Origin of the sequence: Halobacillus andaensis, from assembly GCF_014636475.1 — a bacterium.
In the GTDB taxonomy this organism is placed as follows: domain Bacteria; phylum Bacillota; class Bacilli; order Bacillales; family Halobacillaceae; genus Halobacillus_A; species Halobacillus_A andaensis.
Window position 1 is genome coordinate 1,325,465 of the sequence record NZ_BMEL01000001.1, and the last position, 16,700, is coordinate 1,342,164.

The following is a 16,700-nucleotide window of genomic DNA, read 5'->3' on the forward strand; positions in this document are numbered from 1 at the left end:
AGAACAAGGGGGGGCATCTTTATGATTGATATTGAGAATATAACGAAGCAATTTCCTGGTAAAGTGGCCGTACGTGATTTAACGCTGCAAGTAAATGACGGCAAAATTTTTGGTTTCCTAGGCCCAAACGGAGCTGGCAAGTCAACGACCATTAAAATGATGACCGGTATTTTACCTATTGATCAAGGAAGGATTACCATCAACGGTAGTGATATGGCTAAACAGCCATTAGAAACGAAACAAAAAATAGGGTACGTGCCAGACCGCTCTGACGTATTTTTACGTTTGAAAGGAATCGAATACTTAAATTATATTGCCGATGTTTATCACGTGCCTACAGAAATAAGAAAAGAAAAAATTAACGATTTAACGAGGAGCTTCGGTATTCAAGATGCTTTAAACGATCACATCCTTACATACTCACATGGCATGAGGCAAAAAATTGTCGTATGCGGTGTCTTGCTGCACGACCCGGAGGTGTGGATTCTTGATGAACCGTTAACTGGGCTTGATCCTAAATCCTCCTTTACGTTAAAAGAAATGATGCGTGAACACGCTAAAAAAGGAAAAACCGTATTTTTCTCCACCCACGTTCTTGAAGTGGTTGAACAGCTATGTGACGAAGTGGCCATTATTAATAACGGGCAACTTGAATTCTTAGGTGATATGGCAGAGATGAAACGTCAATTTAAAGATGATGAAAACTTAGAAAAGGTTTTCTTGGAGTTGACGCAGCATGAATAAAACATGGCGCTTAATTCGCTTAATGTTGAAAATGCAGTTTTCCATGGCAGGCAAGAGCTCAGGTGAAAAAATAGGCTATCTGTTTCTGCTTATCTTTGCGATTCCTTTTTCTTTATTTATCTTTTATGCGATGGATGGCATTATAGGGGGTCTTTATGAGGTACTTGCTCCCTTAAACAATGAAAGCTTTATTCTTGGGATTCTGTTCATTTCTATGTTTTGTCTTTTTATTTTCATCAGTCTAGGTTCAATTATCAGCTCGTTTTATTTTGCTGATGATATTGAAGCTTTTATTTCATTACCTTACCAACCTTATCAAATTATGCTTGGTAAATCTGCTGCCCCGTTTTTAACGCTTTACGTAACGAATGCAGCAATCCTGGCTCCAGCGTTACTTATTTATGGAGGATACAGTGACGCCGGCGTACTCTATTACATGTACGCTATTCTAATTTGGCTCGTTACGCCTCTCCTTCCTTTTGTCTTGACCGCGATCGTCATTATGTACCTTATGCGATTTCTTAACCTTTCGAAGAATAAAGATCGAATAAAAATAGTGGCAGGATTACTCACGTTCGCTTTTATTATCGGATTGAATATCATATTGCGATTAGATTCAGGTTCTAATCAACTTGGTGAAGATCTTGGTCAACTGTTTATGGAGCAGAATGCATTGTTAGAACTTGTTACAGCTTTCTTTCCCTCTGCGTACTTAAGCTCAATCAGCTTAACCCAGCCGGGTACATTACTTGGTTTCTTCTATTTAGTACTCTTATTTTTAATGACCTTTGGCATTTTTTTCATTTACCTTACGGCTGGGCAAAAGCTCTATTTTAAAGGGGTGCTCGGTTTATCGGCTGGATCTAAAAACCACTTAAATGAAAAGAAAGTGACGAAGCACATCAAGCAAAAGAACGTGCTGTACATGAGCTGGATGAAAGAAATGAAAATTATGCTGCGGACACCGACTTTCTTCACTCAAATCATTGTCCAATCTCTCGTTTTCCCTGTGTTGTTTATCGTAATTGTTGTGTTTGATACAGGTAATAGCAGCCTCTCAGCGGCTAGTATAGAGCCAATGCTTGAAGGTACAGATGAAAAATATATCGTGCTGGCTATGCTTGGTTTTACTGTATTTGCTCTAGGAATCAATCCTGCATCCATTTCATCTGTTTCTCGGGATGGAAAGAGCTGGTTTAATCATTTATATATGCCGCTTCAACCCAAAACGGTGATTTCGAGTAAAGTGCTTGCTGCTTTCACAATCAACCTTGTTACTTTACTTGTAATCAGTGTAATCGCACTTGCCTTTATAAACATTCCTGCTGTCATAGTAAGCGTATGGCTTGTATTGTCGTTGATTACAAATTGGGTGACAAGTGTCGTGGGCACCTCGCTTGACTTATATATGCCGAACCTTAAATGGACTGATGAGCGTGAAATCTTTAAGGGGCGCATGATTGGAATTTTGGCATTAGTGATAGAAGTCGTTCTCTTTGGCAGCATGATTTTAATTCTATGGAAGTCGGCGTTTATTACCGGTCTTTGGGCTACAACTATTGTGTTAGCGGTCCTGCTCGCTGTGTTTACATTTGTCAGTCATCTCATTTTAAAAAAGATGATTCACAATCACTTTTATTCCATAGCCTCATAAAAAAGAGAAATCTAAACAGCTTGTTGAGGAACCATGTGCTTCCGCAAGCTTTTTTCTCGCCGCCAGGCTCGAAGGCCCCTTCCCTTTCCGCGTACGAGAGCCAGAGCTTCCTCGCGAAAACCATGCTCGGCGATCTCGGCTCACTCGTTCTTCCGCAGGAGTGGAAGGGGCCTCGCTCCTTGGAATTTCTTTAAGACAGAAAAAGACTCTCCTTCACCCAGCTCACCGTTGCTAAGTGGAAGAAATTCTTTTTCACGTCATCTGTGCCTGTCCCTAGGATATATTTTGACGGAGCGGCTTACATTCGATGTAATAAAAATCATCCGAACTGATTTCAATAGAATCGTTCGGATGATTTTTGCTTTATTCGGTTTTGTCCCGTCCTTATTTTATTTGCACTTTTTTATATTCTGCAATCCATTTTTCAGGTGATTCTTTAACTTTATATGAAAAAACGCCTCGAATAGTGTGTAAATAAAAGAATCCTAAACGTCCGGATAAGGGGCGGTACGACGCATCGTGAATATCTTTAATAGGGAATTGTTCAAACGGTGTAACTACTTGATCATGGTATAAGTCGATCGATGATTCCTCTTCTATGAAATGCTGCTGGTTTTGTTTGATTTCTCGAACCACCCAGACGATCGGCTGAGAACAGATCATTTTATGCGCCTCCTTCCCCATCATTTTCTTTAAGGGTAGCGATAACATCCTCCTGTGTCAAAACTTGTGCCTTTTCCTTTCAATCGACTTGGGAATGTATTAGGATAGTAAAGGTGTTTTTGTAAAAGCTAAGATTAATGGAGGATCCTAAGCATGAGCAACCGAAATAAAGGAATCATACTACTACTTATCTCAGCATTTGGCTTCGCCATGATGGCGGCTTTCGTCAAACTTTCAGGTGATGTGCCCACTGTCCAAAAGACGTTATTCCGAAATGCTGTTTCGGCGGTTATCGCCTTTGGATTAGTGATCTACCATAAAGAACGTCTTTTTGGGAAAAAAGAAAACCAAGTCCTGCTCTTATCACGTTCAGCCCTGGGTACGATAGGAATGGTCCTCTTTTTCTATGCCATTGACCATCTCGTTCTCTCTGATGCTGATATGCTGAATAAACTAAGTCCATTTTTATTAATTATTTTTTCGGCGATCTTTTTAAAAGAGAAAGCACGAACGTATCAAGTGGTTTCCATTGTTATTGCCTTCATTGGCACACTGCTCATTATTAAACCGCAGTTCTCGGTAGAATTTATCCCCTATTTAGCAGGAATCTTTTCTGCCGTATTCGCTGCGGGTGCCTATACGTTATTAAGAGTGTTAGGAGATAAAGAGAAGTTCTATACGGTTGTATTTTATTTCTCCTTTTTCACGACAATCTCCCTAACCCCTTTTACGATTGCCTATTATGAACCTATGTCAACGGAACAATGGATTTACCTGCTGTCTGCTGGAGGGTTTGCAACAATTGGCCAGTTCGGCTTGACCATTGCTTATAAATTTGCTCCCGCTAGAGAGATATCCATCTTTTTCTACTCCACCGTCGTTTACTCTGCACTTATTAGCATCATTTTATTCGGGCAAGTTCCTGACTGGTTAAGTATAGTAGGGTATTTCACTATTTTCGGCGCTTCTCTTTACATGTTTTTACGTAATAATAAAGAAGCTAAGCCCGCCGTTTAAAGTAGTGATACCAGGTACCGAATTTCACCAGGCTGTCGAAAAAGCTAAGAAGGGTGGAGAAAGGAACACCTTCATAATGTGAATGCCCTTTTGCAAAAGCTGCTTTCATAAGGGCCCAGCTTGAGTAAATGACTTTGCCAGTGATCTATTTAGTAAAAGGGTTTGAGGAAACGGCGAGACTCCTGCGGGAAATGGGAATAAGGTGTGACCCCGGAGGGCTGATAAAGCCCGAGGAGGCACACAATTCGCCCGCGGAAAGGGAGTCGTTTCCTAAAACCCTTTACTCTCTCTAACGCCAGGAATTTTACACTCTTTAAGGGTTCTCTACAAGTTGAAGAAATTCAGTATCTGGTGCCCTTATTTCCACGTCTCTTTTAATACTCTCAACCAATTTTGAGAAGCAATCTTATGAACCTCCTCATCAGTAAATCCTTCCTCCCGTAAAACATCTACGACTTTTGGCACTCCGGTTACATCTTTCAATTCATTAGGTAAGGTCGTTCCGTCAAAATCTGAGCCCAGGGCTACATGCTCCACTCCTATTAAATCCGCGATATAACGGATGTGACGTACAATTTCTTGAAGAGGTGTATCGCGATTCATTTTTCCATCGCTTCGAAGCATATTTACACTGTAAGTCACTCCCACGACTCCTTTAGATGCTCTAATTGCATTTAGCTGCTCGTCGGTGAGATTTCTTGAGATCGGACAAAGGGCATAGGCATTCGAATGAGTAGCTACGATAGGATCGTCAGAAACACTCACTACGTCCCAATACCCTTTTTCATTCAAATGCGAGGTATCAAGCATGATTCCAAGCTCGTTACACTTCTTGACGAGAGCTTTACCTGCTTTCGTCAGTCCCGGACCGATATCGCCTGTTGAAGGATAACGATAAGGGACCCCTTGAGCGAATGCGTTTGGACGACTCCATACGAGTCCAAGAGAACGTAAACCTTTTTGATAATAATCCTCTAGATTGCTTAAATCAGGATCAATCGCTTCAGCCCCTTCAAAATGGAGGACAGCGGCCAATTGGTTATGTTCAAAGGTCTCACGTAAGCTCTTAAAATTGGTAACCACCTGAACCTTTTGTTTCGAAGAGGCTTCCACTCGGTATAAGAGGTCAATCATATGATCCGTTACCCGCTTACACGCCTCAGAATCGACTTTCTCCGGCAGTGGGACATCATACCCTTCTTTCGTTAAATAATCTTCTGGATTAGGGACGGATAAACTAGCATATGGAGGTGGAAAAACAGCAAAAAAACCAGCCCTCAGTCCAGCTTTTTGAGCTCTGGAATAATCGATGTGTCCTCCTTTTACCTCTTGGAAAAAGTGTTCGGCCGAAGCTTCGTGATTCATGTACAAGTTTAGCAGCGTATCATTGTGCCCATCAAATACTGGTACAGACAATTAAATTCTCTCCTTCTATATTCGTCTCTTGTTTAACTTCTTCAACGTTTCTTCATATTCCTCCTCTAATAATTGAAGATCTTCATGGGGGGACGGCATGCTCAGTCGGCTGATTAACTCAGTAAGCTTCGTTTCAAGTGCCATCGTGTCATACCCTTCCTCACTGACAGAAGCAGGTTTATTTCTTTCCATCTCCCATTCATCATACGTTCCATCATATGTTTTCACCGTCTCATCCTCCATCACCCACAGTTGATTCGCTGTCTCTTTAATAAAGCGTCGATCATGAGTGACATATAACACCGTACCGGGATAATCTTGTATTAATGACTCTAAGGCTTTTCGCGCCTCCACGTCGAGATGATTATTCGGTTCATCTAAAAGGAGAACATTATAATCACCAACGAGTAATTTTGCGAGAGCTGCTTTCACCTTTTCTCCTCCACTTAAAAGGCCAACCTTCTTGAATACATCATTCCTGTAAAAATGAAGACGTGCTAAAACGGTTCGAATGCCAGCCTCTAGCAGTACACTGTCCTCACTCACGTATTCATAAATCGTCTGATCATCAGGAAGCTTCGTTAAGTTTTGCTGAAAAATACCGATCTTAGCATTTTCTTTCCAAGCCTCTTTACGCTTTAAGATCTGCTCAAACAGAGTAGTTTTCCCACATCCGTTGGGTCCTAATAAGGCAGTTTTAGAAGCGGATTTCAACTGTAGACGAGGGATACGATATAAGCCTTTCTTTTCAACTTGCTCTGCGTCCATTACATATTTATGATGAATCGGCTCCACCTGGTTAAAACTCATTTTTAATTGATTTTGCTCAAAAGGTTTCTCTACTTTCGAGAGGCGTTCCAACTTTCTTTCCAATGTTTTTCCTACCCGCTGCACTTTCTTTTGTTTGGCGGCTGCTTTATTTTTACCTAATTGCCACTCTGAGTTACTCATGCGACTAGGCGGCTTTCTCATTTTCCCTGCTTGGTCTTGTTTGCTGCGAATGGTTTCCTGAAGACGATTCTTCTCTTTCTGATACTTTTCATACTCTTCGATCTGCTGTTGCTTCTCTATTTCTTTTTGCTGTTCATAAAACGAATAGCTCCCACGATAGTAATGCAGTTTTCCACCTTGAAGTTCCCAAATTTGATCACATACATGCTCAAGTAAGTCACGATCGTGGCTAATGACGATATACGCCCCGTCAAATGACTTTAGTCTTTCTTCTACTTCTTGAATGTGTTTGATATCTAGATTATTCGTCGGCTCATCCAAAAGGAGCACATCCGGATCAGCAAGAAATGCTCTATTAATTTTTTGTTGAGTAATCTCTCCCCCGCTCCCTATCACGTGTTCTTCATCATTTAACTGTTTAAGCCATTCTACTGTGCCGCTGACCTTTACATTAGCTGTATCTAAGAGTTCGTTCATGAGATATTGAAAAAGCATCGTTTTCCCTTGGCCATTTTTACCGACTAATCCAATTCGGTCGCCATGATGAACCACAAGTTCATCGATATTCAGAAGCGTACGGTCTCCAATCTCATAATGAATATTACTCGCTTTCAATTTTTGCATAATAAAAATCCTCCCTGTTCGTTCCAGAGAGGATTAATCAAACCGTTTGAAGGCAAAGACAACATACTTGTAGGTATGCTGAAGCAATGGCATTCTTTAAAATGGCAGACTAATCCCTTGTTCTGAAACGAGTGTTTTATAAACATATCTCGTATAAACATAAGGATTAGTACTTCATTGCTTTAAACGTCAGTCCCTTCCATTTCAATACCTTTATTATATGCTGACCAATGGAGGATCACAACTTTTTTTACAAAATTATTTATTTATCAGGTCATACAGCTTGTACACTTTACCATTTTCGATGGATTCATTATTAAACAAAACATCCATCAATACACGAGCTACCTCTTGAGGGGGACGCAGCTGTCCCTCTTCTTTTAGTTTCTTAAATTTGTCAACATCAGCAAAAGCTGATTCAGCTGCGGCGCGGATTTCTCCCTGCATTTCTGTATCAACTACCCCGGGGCTATAGGCGATAATGGTGTGGTCTTTTCCCGCTTTCTCTTGTTCCATAGCAGTAGTAGCGGTAAATTGATTAATCGCTGCTTTTCCACTGCTGTACACACTCCAGCCATGGACCGTCTTTTCAGCAGCACCAGACGTAATGTTAACGATGCCTGCTTTTACTCCTTGCTCATTTGCCTCTTTTAACAATCGGTTAATGAAAAGGATGGGGGTAGATAGGTTGATCTGGAGATGCTTATTCACTAACCCTGTTTCTAAATTTCCTACTGTCTCTATAGGATCAATCACTCCAGCATTATTAACGAGGTAAACCATATCGACGTCATTTTGAAAGGCTAAGTACATGACCTTATCAATGCCTTGAGTTAAGTCATCTGCATCGCTTAAATCACAGCTGATGTGTGAATACGTCACATCTTTACCATCTGCTTGATCTTTAAGATCTTCATTATATGTGCGGGATATCCCAATAACGTGAATCCCTTTTTCAAGAAATTGGCCAGCGATCGCCTCTCCCAGCCCTCTGGAATCACCTGTTACAATTGCGTACTTCATATATTCTTCCTCCTTTTTCCTACTCTACTTTTCCCTGGCTTTTTATACATAAAACACCGGCCCGAGTGTATACCTTTACAACACCCTATTGAGCATATATGATAATGAAAGATTATCTCCGCGTCACGAAGAAGGAGCCGCTATGAAATATTTATACTTATTTATTATATACTTAATTGGTTTAATTGTATCAAGTCTTGGGCTTGCCTTAATCATCCGATCTGGATTAGGCGTAGGTCCAGGGGATAGTATTGCCGTAGGTATTTCCATGCATACCCCTATCACAGTAGGGACAGTCATGATCATCGCGTTTGTCATCTTATTACTCGTAAACTCGAAATTAGAAAAGAAAAGACCTCAATATGAATCATTATTGCCAATTATCGTCCGGGGCACGAGTCTGGACTATTTCCTTTACGGATGGTTATTGGATGCAAACTATGAAGCTTGGTACTCGCAGTGGGGGATTTTTACTCTAGGACTGCTAGCAACGGCTATTGGAATCGCAATTTATTTACGGACGCCTTTTTCCCGTATCCCATTGGACCATTTTATGATGATTTTGGACCAGAAGACGAAGCAATCTAAAAGCACCTCACGTATTTTTATTGAATCGGGCATGGCTCTCATCGGCTTTTTACTGGGAGCTCCTGTAGGAATTGGCACCTTAATTGTCGCCCTTGGGCTCGGTCCCATTATTCAATGGGCCTATCAATTATCACGACCGATCGCTAATATGTGGACCGAAACCGGAAATAAAAAGCGTGAATCCTCATAACAGGATTCACGCTTTCTTTGTTCTTTTAAGCTTCTTGTTCTTTCGAAGACTTAGGCTTTGCTTTATACACGGGTACACCTATTTTATCTTTATTCACTAGGAATTGAAGTGCTAGAAGAATAACGAATACAGACATTCCAATGATATCACTCATTGTACTAGGATAAATCAAGGACAGCCCCCCTATGACGGCAGGAATCCTTTCATACCATTCTACTTTACGGAACCAGTAACCAACAAGACCGGCACCGATAGCAATCATACCTGAAATAGCCGTAAATAAGATCCACACAAGCTCAAAAGCGTTATCCACACCAATCATGAGCAGCTGATTTTCCAATACGAACATATACGGAATAATAAACGCAGCAATGGCAAGCTTGGCGGCATTCACACCGGTTCGTATCGGTTCAGAGGAAGCAACCCCTGAAGCAGCAAAAGCAGCTAATGCGACTGGAGGCGTAATGTCTGCAATAATTCCAAAGTAGAACACAAACAAGTGGGCAGCTAAATCTGGAACGCCTAGTAAAATCACAGCAGGCGCTGCAATGGTGGATGTAATAACATAGTTGGCCGTTGTTGGAGAGCCCATCCCCAAAATAATAGCCGCTAACATCGTAAAGAACAACGTTAATAAGATTTGACCGTTAGCTATTGATACGAGGCTGTTAGCTAACTTCAATCCAAGCCCTGTTTTCGTTACAACACCTACGATAATACCGGCAGCAGCTGTAGCTGCTACAACACCTAGTGCTGTCCTCGCCCCGTCAACAAGTGCTTCAATCGATTCTACAAGGTTTCCATCAAACAAGTAGCTTACAACTACGGTAACCATACCCCCAACAATAAAGGCTTGTACGAGATCGAAGCCACCAGTTACCATACCATAAATAGCATATCCTACAAATCCAACTCCAAAAGCAACAATGTACAGCTTACGGAACTTCTCTTTACGCAGTAAGCCAACAACAATGGTAGTCAAAATCCCATAAAGCGCTGCACGCATTACACTCATTCCACTGCTTAAGAAAAGAATAATAGCAAGGATAGGTAACAATAAGTAAAGCTTTTTAAATACTTCTTTACGGTTTGGCATTTCTTCCGGCGACAAGCCACTTAGCCCTGTCCGTTTAGCTTCAAAGTGTGTCATGATCCAGATACCAGTAAAGTACAGGATGGCAGGAATTAGTGCTGCCTTGGCAATCGACCAGTAATCCACTCCGATAAACTCTATCATAAGGAACGCTGCCGCACCCATGATTGGAGGCATTAATTGACCACCAGTAGAGGCTGCTGCTTCTACACCGCCGGCAAACTCTCTACGGTAGCCCAGCTTTTTCATCATCGGTATCGTAAACGCACCCGAGGTTACTACGTTAGCTACTGAACTTCCGCTAATCGTTCCCTGTAATGCACTGGAGAAAATAGCAACTTTAGCCGGTCCGCCTGTACGACGTCCAGCCAACGTAACAGCTAAATCATTAAAATACTGCCCGACCCCTGTTTTTACAAGAAAGGCACCAAATAGTAAGAATAAGAATATAAACGTTGAAGATACGGCAATGGGTGTTCCGAGAATACCTTCTGTCGTAAAGAACATCGATTGGACAAGGTTGTCTATATCGACTCCTCTATGGATAAGAAAGCCCGGCATCTGTCTGCCCCAATAAGCATACACAAGAAATGCGATGGCAATGACAGTAATTGGAATCCCTACAGCTCTTCGTGTCGCTTCAAGAACAAGCAATACAGCTAATACTCCGATATAAAAGTCAATGGTGGTTAATGACCCGGCTTGAGTCACGATTCTTTCGTAAAAGAATAACCAATAGGTTCCGACTACGAGACTTAATAGAACGAAAATCGCATCATACCAGGCTAGCTTTCCTAGTTTTCGATTCTTTTTCGTTGCAGGATATAATAAGAAAATTAATACGAGTCCAAATCCAACGTGCACAGATCTTAAAATTTGTGCAGGGAGGGGATGAATCGTTGATGAATAGAGTTGGAATAAAGAGAATGCGAGCAGACCTATAAATGCAAGTCTGCCCAGCCACCCCGTTAACTCCCGGCTTCCTGCATCCGGATCATATTTTTCCATGATTTCTTGTTGTTTTTCTGTCGATATTGTTTTGTTTTCCTCACTCATCAAGTGTCTCTCCTCTCATCAATTCCCAATTCGATACACGGTCAGGCTCAATTCGGATCACTGAGCCGGCACCGACGATATCCTTTAAGAGATAAGATTGCTTTTTATATATAATGGTGTGATCAGCACGGACTTTTCCGACTGATAAGTTAATCGATTCATGAGAACCTTGTAAATTAGAGATATAATATTTTCCGTCTTTCGCTTCAAATGTTTCCCCTTCATCTGCGTTTGAAGGCATACCTATTGCCGTGTCTTCGTAAATCATTTGCACAGGGTAGAGTTTCCCGTTTTTGACTTCATATTCTTCTATTACGTCAGACAAGTGAACAGAATGAGTGAACTTAAGTTTGAAGTTCTCATTATCTGTAATGGGCATATAGGCATTTGACCCTTGCCGATCGACTTGATGAAACGCCACCACAGATCGGTAAGGATAAAATGCCCATACGACAGCCAAAAGAAACCCTAATAAGCCCATACCCATGATGATATACTTTCTATGAAAACTCATAGCTGCTTCACCTTAACTCCATCAATTTAGTAAGCCAAGAATTTTTTTACATATCTTCCTTTACATGAGAAGGGACTGCTCTCAGGTTTCATTACTTAGTTAGCAACTTAAACCTAAGACAGCCCCGCAAGACTTCATTTATTTAGCCTTATTCCTCACTAATTCCTTCTTCATCGAAATATTTCTGTGCACCTGGGTGAAGGTCTACACCTACACCATCCAGCGCACTCTCTGCATCGATTTCACTGCCTTTAGCGTGAGAAATCGCGTCTGTGTTATCAAAGATAGCTTTCGTAATTTCGTACACTAAATCTTCACTAAGATCACTGTGAGCAACGAGCATAGCTTGTACAGCCACAGTTGGTACAGCTTCTTCTAATCCATATGTGCCTTCAGGTACTTCATCTTCAGCATAGTAGCTGTATTCGTCCATTAGTTCCTGAGCTTTTTCTTCAGAAACGCTCACAATGTTAACGTCAACAGAAGCTGCTAAGCTCTCAACTGCGCCTGTAGGCGTACCGGAAGTAATGAAAGCTGCATCAATTGTTCCATCTTGAATACCAGTTGTAGAATCACCGAAATCTAAGTCACGAGCTTCAATATCATCATCAATGCTCAGACCGTGAATTTCAAGGATATTATCAGCATTTGCATAAGTACCAGATCCAGGAGCACCTACGGAAACTGTTTTTCCTTCTAAATCTTCAACTGTTTCGATGCCGCTGTCTTGTGTCGTGACGATTTGAATCGTTTCAGGGTAAAGGGTTCCAATTGCCCCGAAGTCTTCATTCGCTTCATCGAACATTACGTCACCCTCAGCTGCATAAGATGCAATATCAGTCTGAGTGAAGGCAATTTCGCCGTCTCCATCACTAATGGAGTTCATGTTTTCAACAGAAGCACCTGTAGATGTGGCGCTAGCTTCTTCTACACTTTCTACATTATCATTAATAACTTGAGCAAAAGTACCGCCTAATGGGTAGTATGTTCCTTCTGTACCACCAGTAAGGATTTGGATGAATTGTTCATCCGCTCCTCCGCCTTCTTCGCCATCATCGCCGCCGCCATCAGATGTACCGCCGCCACAAGCGAACAAGATCAAAGAAAGCGCTAACAACATTGAAATAGTTAACAAGCTTTTCTTACTAAACATGATGATTCCTCCCCTAATAATTTTATGACAACATTCAACCTTCAAACCGTGATGTCCTTATGTACAATTTGAAAGTTAAATGATCGTCCACAAATGTAATGAAAGTTCACATATAGACGACACCCCTATTTTACATGAAAATTACAAAATATAAAATAGCTTTTCCTACATTATTGAATATACCAGTTACATAAGTAAATAGTATAAAATAATCTTAATTTTCAATCAAGTAATTGTCAAGAAATAACAAAGGGTGCCCTTCAATTGGTACACCCTTTGTTTATAAGCGTTATTTTAATTCTAAATTCGTAATGCCTCGTTCTTCGAGTTCATTTCCTAACTCTTCTTCTATCTGTAAACGACGTTCCATCATTTCGTCAGATAAAGGTACGCTGATATCACCATATTCTTCTTTCAAGCGCTTTTCAGACAGCTTTTCAATCAGCATATCCCAAAAGCTGAATTCTTCGTATTCATCTACATATTTTTCAAAAAGCTGTCGTTCATAATCCACTTGCAGATCATGAACTTCAAAAGCCTCTTGATAACTGATTTTATCCTCAAGACCTGCTTCTTTATACTTTGATAACACGAGTTCTCTGATTTCTTCAAAATCTTCATCTAATTCCAATTTTGTTGAATTGACCATCCAAGTGCCAAGAAAAACGGCTTCAACTAACGTTTGGTATTGTTTCTCATCTAATTCCAGGTTAATCTTTTTCATGATAACCCTCCTGCTGATAATGTAAGCAGGGTCATTATACCATACTTAAACTTCCTGCGCGAAAATGGAGGAAGCCTCCTCAATCTTAGCATCCTGTTCATATTTCTGTTGAATCGTTCTCGTAATGGGCCCTGGCTTTCCTTCATTTACAAGGTGTCCATCCACTTTAGTAATTGGAGTAACTTCTGCTGTACTACTCGAAAGAAATAATTCATCTGCATACTGAATGTCTTCTACGCGGAATGCTTCTTCAATAAAAGGAATGGCTTCTTCCTTACAAAAATGTTCCACTTTCATTCGAACACAGCCATGAAGGATATTTTTTTTAGCTGGATGGGTATATACTTTGCCATCTCTTACTAAATATACATTAGAAGAGCTGCATTCTGTTATTTCGCCATCTTTATGAAGAATCGCTTCAAAACAGCCCGCTTCACTTGCTGTTTGTTTAGCCATTACGTTCGGAAGCAGATTCAAGCTTTTAATATAGCACCAGTCCCAGCGAACATCAGGCTGGGTAATCGTAGATACACCTTCACGCATAATATCCATCTTGCGTGGTAAATCCTGAACATAAGCATATAAATTAGCTGTCGTGTTTGATGGAAACGCATGATCACGCGGTGCTGATCCTCTGGTAATTTGCAAATAAACTTTCGCATCCGTATCAATGCTGTTTTTACGCAAAAGTTCATCTAAGTGGCTGTACATTTCTTTCTTTGTAAAAGGAATGTCTATTTTCACTGCTTCTGCCGAACGATATAATCTTTCCACATGTTCTTCTATCAAATAATACTGCCCTTTATAGACTCGGATCACTTCATATATTCCATCTCCAAATTGCAATCCTCTTTCTTCAAATGGATACTTCAAATCATCTTTGCGTACAAAATTCGTATGTGTCAAAATGTAGTCATATACACTCATCTTAATGCCTCCTTGAAGCTAAATCTGTGTAACGCCTAGTTTATCAAAAAAACCATGAACCGTCGTGTTATTCATATAATATTCTGAATATGGTACGAATGACCTAAACAAGGCCATCCGAAAATCGGATGACCTTCATTTTATGATTTATAAATATTTTTTCTGCACTCTTTTTCCGCCATAACTAAATGCCACATCCCGATCCTCTACTCTTGTTTCCATATGAACAGGTCTGCCCCATAACTGATAAATATAAGGTAATGTTTTTTCTAAATAAGTCAAGTCCAGTTCGACATCCTCAAAATGATGCTTGAGGTAAAGCTCTCCACTCTTCATATAATCTCCATCTTCGACAGTAATATAAGGAAATCCACCATTCACCCGCATCGTGACTAGCTGATCACGAACAGCTTCGTAATCTTTATCGGTAATTTTATATTTCTGGCCTTGCTTTTGAAATAGATATAAGTCCTCTTCTCTTACTAATTCCTTCGTGAGGTAATTACGAATAAAGCTCTGATCAGATTCTACCTCTCGAACTTCAAACATTTTTTCTCGGCCTGAGCCAGGTTTTACCCCGTGCCGCATCATATCTTCCGTTGGGTTATTGTAACGATTTTCAATATCTTCAAAAATCTTTAAACCTAAATAATAGGGGTTGAGCTGAGTTTTGGAAGGTTGGACAACACTTGCGTTTAATTTGGCAAAATCAATCGCTTCTCCACTTGTTAAGTCCATTTCCCTTATAATTCTGGCATGCCAATAAGATGCCCATCCCTCGTTCATAATCTTCGTCTCAAGCTGCGGCCAGAAATAAAGCATTTCCTCGCGCATCATCGTCAAAATATCACATTGCCAATCCTCTAATTCTCGGCTGAACTGCTCGAGAAACAGCAGTAAATCCTTTTCGGGCTGAGGCGGGAACTTTTTACTCTTTTTAAACACAGGTTCATCCGGTGATTCTCCTAACTTCCATAAATCATCGTAAGGTGTTCTCCTCTTTTTCTTCTCACCTTCTGGTTCGTCCTTCTGCCAAGTTAATTTTGGACGAACAAGCGATGGATCGATATGCTCCTGAATCGCCAATACGGCATCCAGGAATGATTCCACTGCTTCTTTCCCATGCTTTTTCTCATAACTTGCAATACGTTCCGCTGTTGCCGCCATACTCTCTACCATATCTCGCTTTGTATTCTGAAAACGAGCATTATTCTTAAAGAAATCACAGTGGGCTAATACATGAGCCACAATCAGCTTATTCTGTATCAGACTGTTTGAATTAAGCAGAAATGCATAACAAGGATTTGAGTTGATGACTAACTCATATATTTTACTTAATCCTAAATCATACTGAAGCTTCATCTTATAGTATTGTTTTCCAAAGCTCCAATGAGAGAACCTTGTAGGCATTCCATAAGCACCAAACGTATAAATAATATCATCAGGGCAGATTTCGTAATGCATTGGGTAGAAGTCTAAACCAAAGCCGTCCGCTATTTCAGTGATTTCGCCAATCGCTTTTTCTAATTCAACTTGATCTTGCGGTTTCAAGTTGCCCCCTCCTTTGAATTACATAGTTATCTATATGAATAAAAACTATCTAAATGAACAAAGAAAGAGTATTTTTCCATTTGAATTTTTTACTATAGCCTCTGTTATACAATAGCAAGGTCATTTAAGCGGACGAGATGCCTCAATGAGTAAATATAAAAAAGTCAGGTTCTCTTCAGTGAGAAGCCTGACTTTTTAATTAATCTTCTTGATCAGGGAAAATACGGTCAACCATTTCACCAAACTGACGGAAAAACCCTTCTACAGGTTCGCCTTCATCCGCATCATTCACGTAGTTGTTCGTTAAGTCTACAAAATCAGGGTTTGTCGAGATATACACATTGTCGATATCCTGATCCGTATCTTTTACAATATCCGTAATTTGTTTTTCCGTTTCATCAGATACTTCATCTGACTCTCCGTTTTCATTATCTAATACGGCTGCAACATATGCGTTATCACGTGTTTTTAATACATACGCATCTTCAATACCTTCTACATCTTTCGTAATACGATCTGCTGCACGTTCCGCTACCTGATAGTTTGTATTATGCTGCATTCCTCGATCATTTTCATCCCTATTTTGAGGAGCCTCACTGTAGTCCTGATCCGTTGTTCTCTCAAAACGTGTATTTTCTACTCCATCATAATTGCCTGTGTTGTCTAATGATTCTTGTTGTTCAGCTTGACAAGCTACAAGCGAAAATGAAGCGAGCAAACCGATTGTAAATACTTTTAGTTTCATTTCATCTTCCCTCCTTCCGTGCTTACACGTAGTATGCGTAGGGAAAGAAGAAATATGCGGCTGGTTC

15 protein-coding genes are annotated in these 16,700 nt (G+C 40.5%); 4 read left to right on the forward strand and 11 right to left on the reverse strand.

The genetic code is table 11. The features are described 5' to 3' along the window. Nucleotides 1-21: 21 nt before the first annotated feature. Both IEV27_RS06930 and IEV27_RS06935 read left to right on the forward strand, forming a co-directional pair. Nucleotides 22-744, forward strand: a complete 723-nt coding sequence (locus tag IEV27_RS06930) for an ABC transporter ATP-binding protein (RefSeq protein ID WP_188376692.1) — start codon at nt 22-24, stop codon at nt 742-744. Further along, a complete protein-coding gene (locus tag IEV27_RS06935; protein ID WP_188376693.1) occupies nt 737-2,398 on the forward strand; it encodes a putative ABC transporter permease subunit in 1,662 nt (553 codons plus the stop codon). Before IEV27_RS06930 ends, IEV27_RS06935 begins: the two co-directional genes overlap by 8 nt. A 384-nt stretch (nt 2,399-2,782) precedes the next feature. Here the strand turns inward: IEV27_RS06935 and IEV27_RS06940 are convergent, their stop codons facing one another. Beyond that, nucleotides 2,783-3,061, reverse strand: coding sequence for a hypothetical protein (locus tag IEV27_RS06940; RefSeq protein ID WP_188376694.1), 279 nt, complete (start codon nt 3,059-3,061; stop codon nt 2,783-2,785). 153 nt (nt 3,062-3,214) lie between these two features. Here IEV27_RS06940 and IEV27_RS06945 point away from each other — a divergent pair, with 153 nt between their 5' ends. After that, a complete protein-coding gene (locus tag IEV27_RS06945; protein ID WP_188376695.1) occupies nt 3,215-4,078 on the forward strand; it encodes a DMT family transporter in 864 nt (287 codons plus the stop codon). A 357-nt stretch (nt 4,079-4,435) separates the two neighbouring features. On the opposite strand, the gene IEV27_RS06950 is transcribed toward IEV27_RS06945, so the two are convergent. The 3 genes from IEV27_RS06950 to IEV27_RS06960 form a co-directional block, all read right to left on the reverse strand. Beyond that, entirely contained in the window at nt 4,436-5,494 is a 1,059-nt protein-coding gene (locus IEV27_RS06950) for a dipeptidase (RefSeq protein ID WP_188376696.1), read from the reverse strand. A 15-nt stretch (nt 5,495-5,509) separates the two neighbouring features. After that, entirely contained in the window at nt 5,510-7,069 is a 1,560-nt protein-coding gene (gene abc-f / locus IEV27_RS06955; RefSeq protein WP_188376697.1) for a ribosomal protection-like ABC-F family protein, read from the reverse strand. Nucleotides 7,070-7,327: 258 nt separating this feature from the next. Continuing rightward, on the reverse strand, nt 7,328-8,092 hold the full coding sequence (locus IEV27_RS06960; protein WP_188376698.1) for a (S)-benzoin forming benzil reductase: 765 nt from the start codon (nt 8,090-8,092) through the stop codon (nt 7,328-7,330). Nucleotides 8,093-8,234: 142 nt separating this feature from the next. Here IEV27_RS06960 and IEV27_RS06965 point away from each other — a divergent pair, with 142 nt between their 5' ends. Beyond that, nucleotides 8,235-8,870, forward strand: coding sequence for a YczE/YyaS/YitT family protein (locus IEV27_RS06965; protein ID WP_188376699.1), 636 nt, complete (start codon nt 8,235-8,237; stop codon nt 8,868-8,870). Nucleotides 8,871-8,895: 25 nt separating this feature from the next. Here IEV27_RS06965 and IEV27_RS06970 read toward each other — a convergent pair whose 3' ends face one another. The 7 genes from IEV27_RS06970 to IEV27_RS07000 all read right to left on the reverse strand — a co-directional run bounded on the left by IEV27_RS06970 (nt 8,896) and on the right by IEV27_RS07000 (nt 16,633). Continuing rightward, on the reverse strand, nt 8,896-11,019 hold the full coding sequence (locus tag IEV27_RS06970; protein ID WP_188376700.1) for a TRAP transporter permease: 2,124 nt from the start codon (nt 11,017-11,019) through the stop codon (nt 8,896-8,898). Next, entirely contained in the window at nt 11,012-11,533 is a 522-nt protein-coding gene (locus IEV27_RS06975; RefSeq protein ID WP_188376701.1) for a DUF1850 domain-containing protein, read from the reverse strand. Before IEV27_RS06975 ends, IEV27_RS06970 begins: the two co-directional genes overlap by 8 nt. Before the next feature lie 148 nt (nt 11,534-11,681). Next, on the reverse strand, nt 11,682-12,686 hold the full coding sequence (locus IEV27_RS06980; protein WP_188376702.1) for a TAXI family TRAP transporter solute-binding subunit: 1,005 nt from the start codon (nt 12,684-12,686) through the stop codon (nt 11,682-11,684). 289 nt (nt 12,687-12,975) lie between these two features. Further along, entirely contained in the window at nt 12,976-13,410 is a 435-nt protein-coding gene (locus tag IEV27_RS06985) for a hypothetical protein (RefSeq protein WP_188376703.1), read from the reverse strand. Between the two features lie 45 nt (nt 13,411-13,455). Beyond that, a complete protein-coding gene (gene dat, locus IEV27_RS06990) occupies nt 13,456-14,337 on the reverse strand; it encodes a D-amino-acid transaminase (protein ID WP_188376704.1) in 882 nt (293 codons plus the stop codon). Between the two features lie 147 nt (nt 14,338-14,484). After that, nucleotides 14,485-15,888, reverse strand: a complete 1,404-nt coding sequence (locus IEV27_RS06995; RefSeq protein WP_188376705.1) for a SpoVR family protein — start codon at nt 15,886-15,888, stop codon at nt 14,485-14,487. A 199-nt stretch (nt 15,889-16,087) separates the two neighbouring features. After that, nucleotides 16,088-16,633, reverse strand: a complete 546-nt coding sequence (locus tag IEV27_RS07000) for a YhcN/YlaJ family sporulation lipoprotein (RefSeq protein ID WP_188376706.1) — start codon at nt 16,631-16,633, stop codon at nt 16,088-16,090. Nucleotides 16,634-16,700 lie beyond the last annotated feature (67 nt).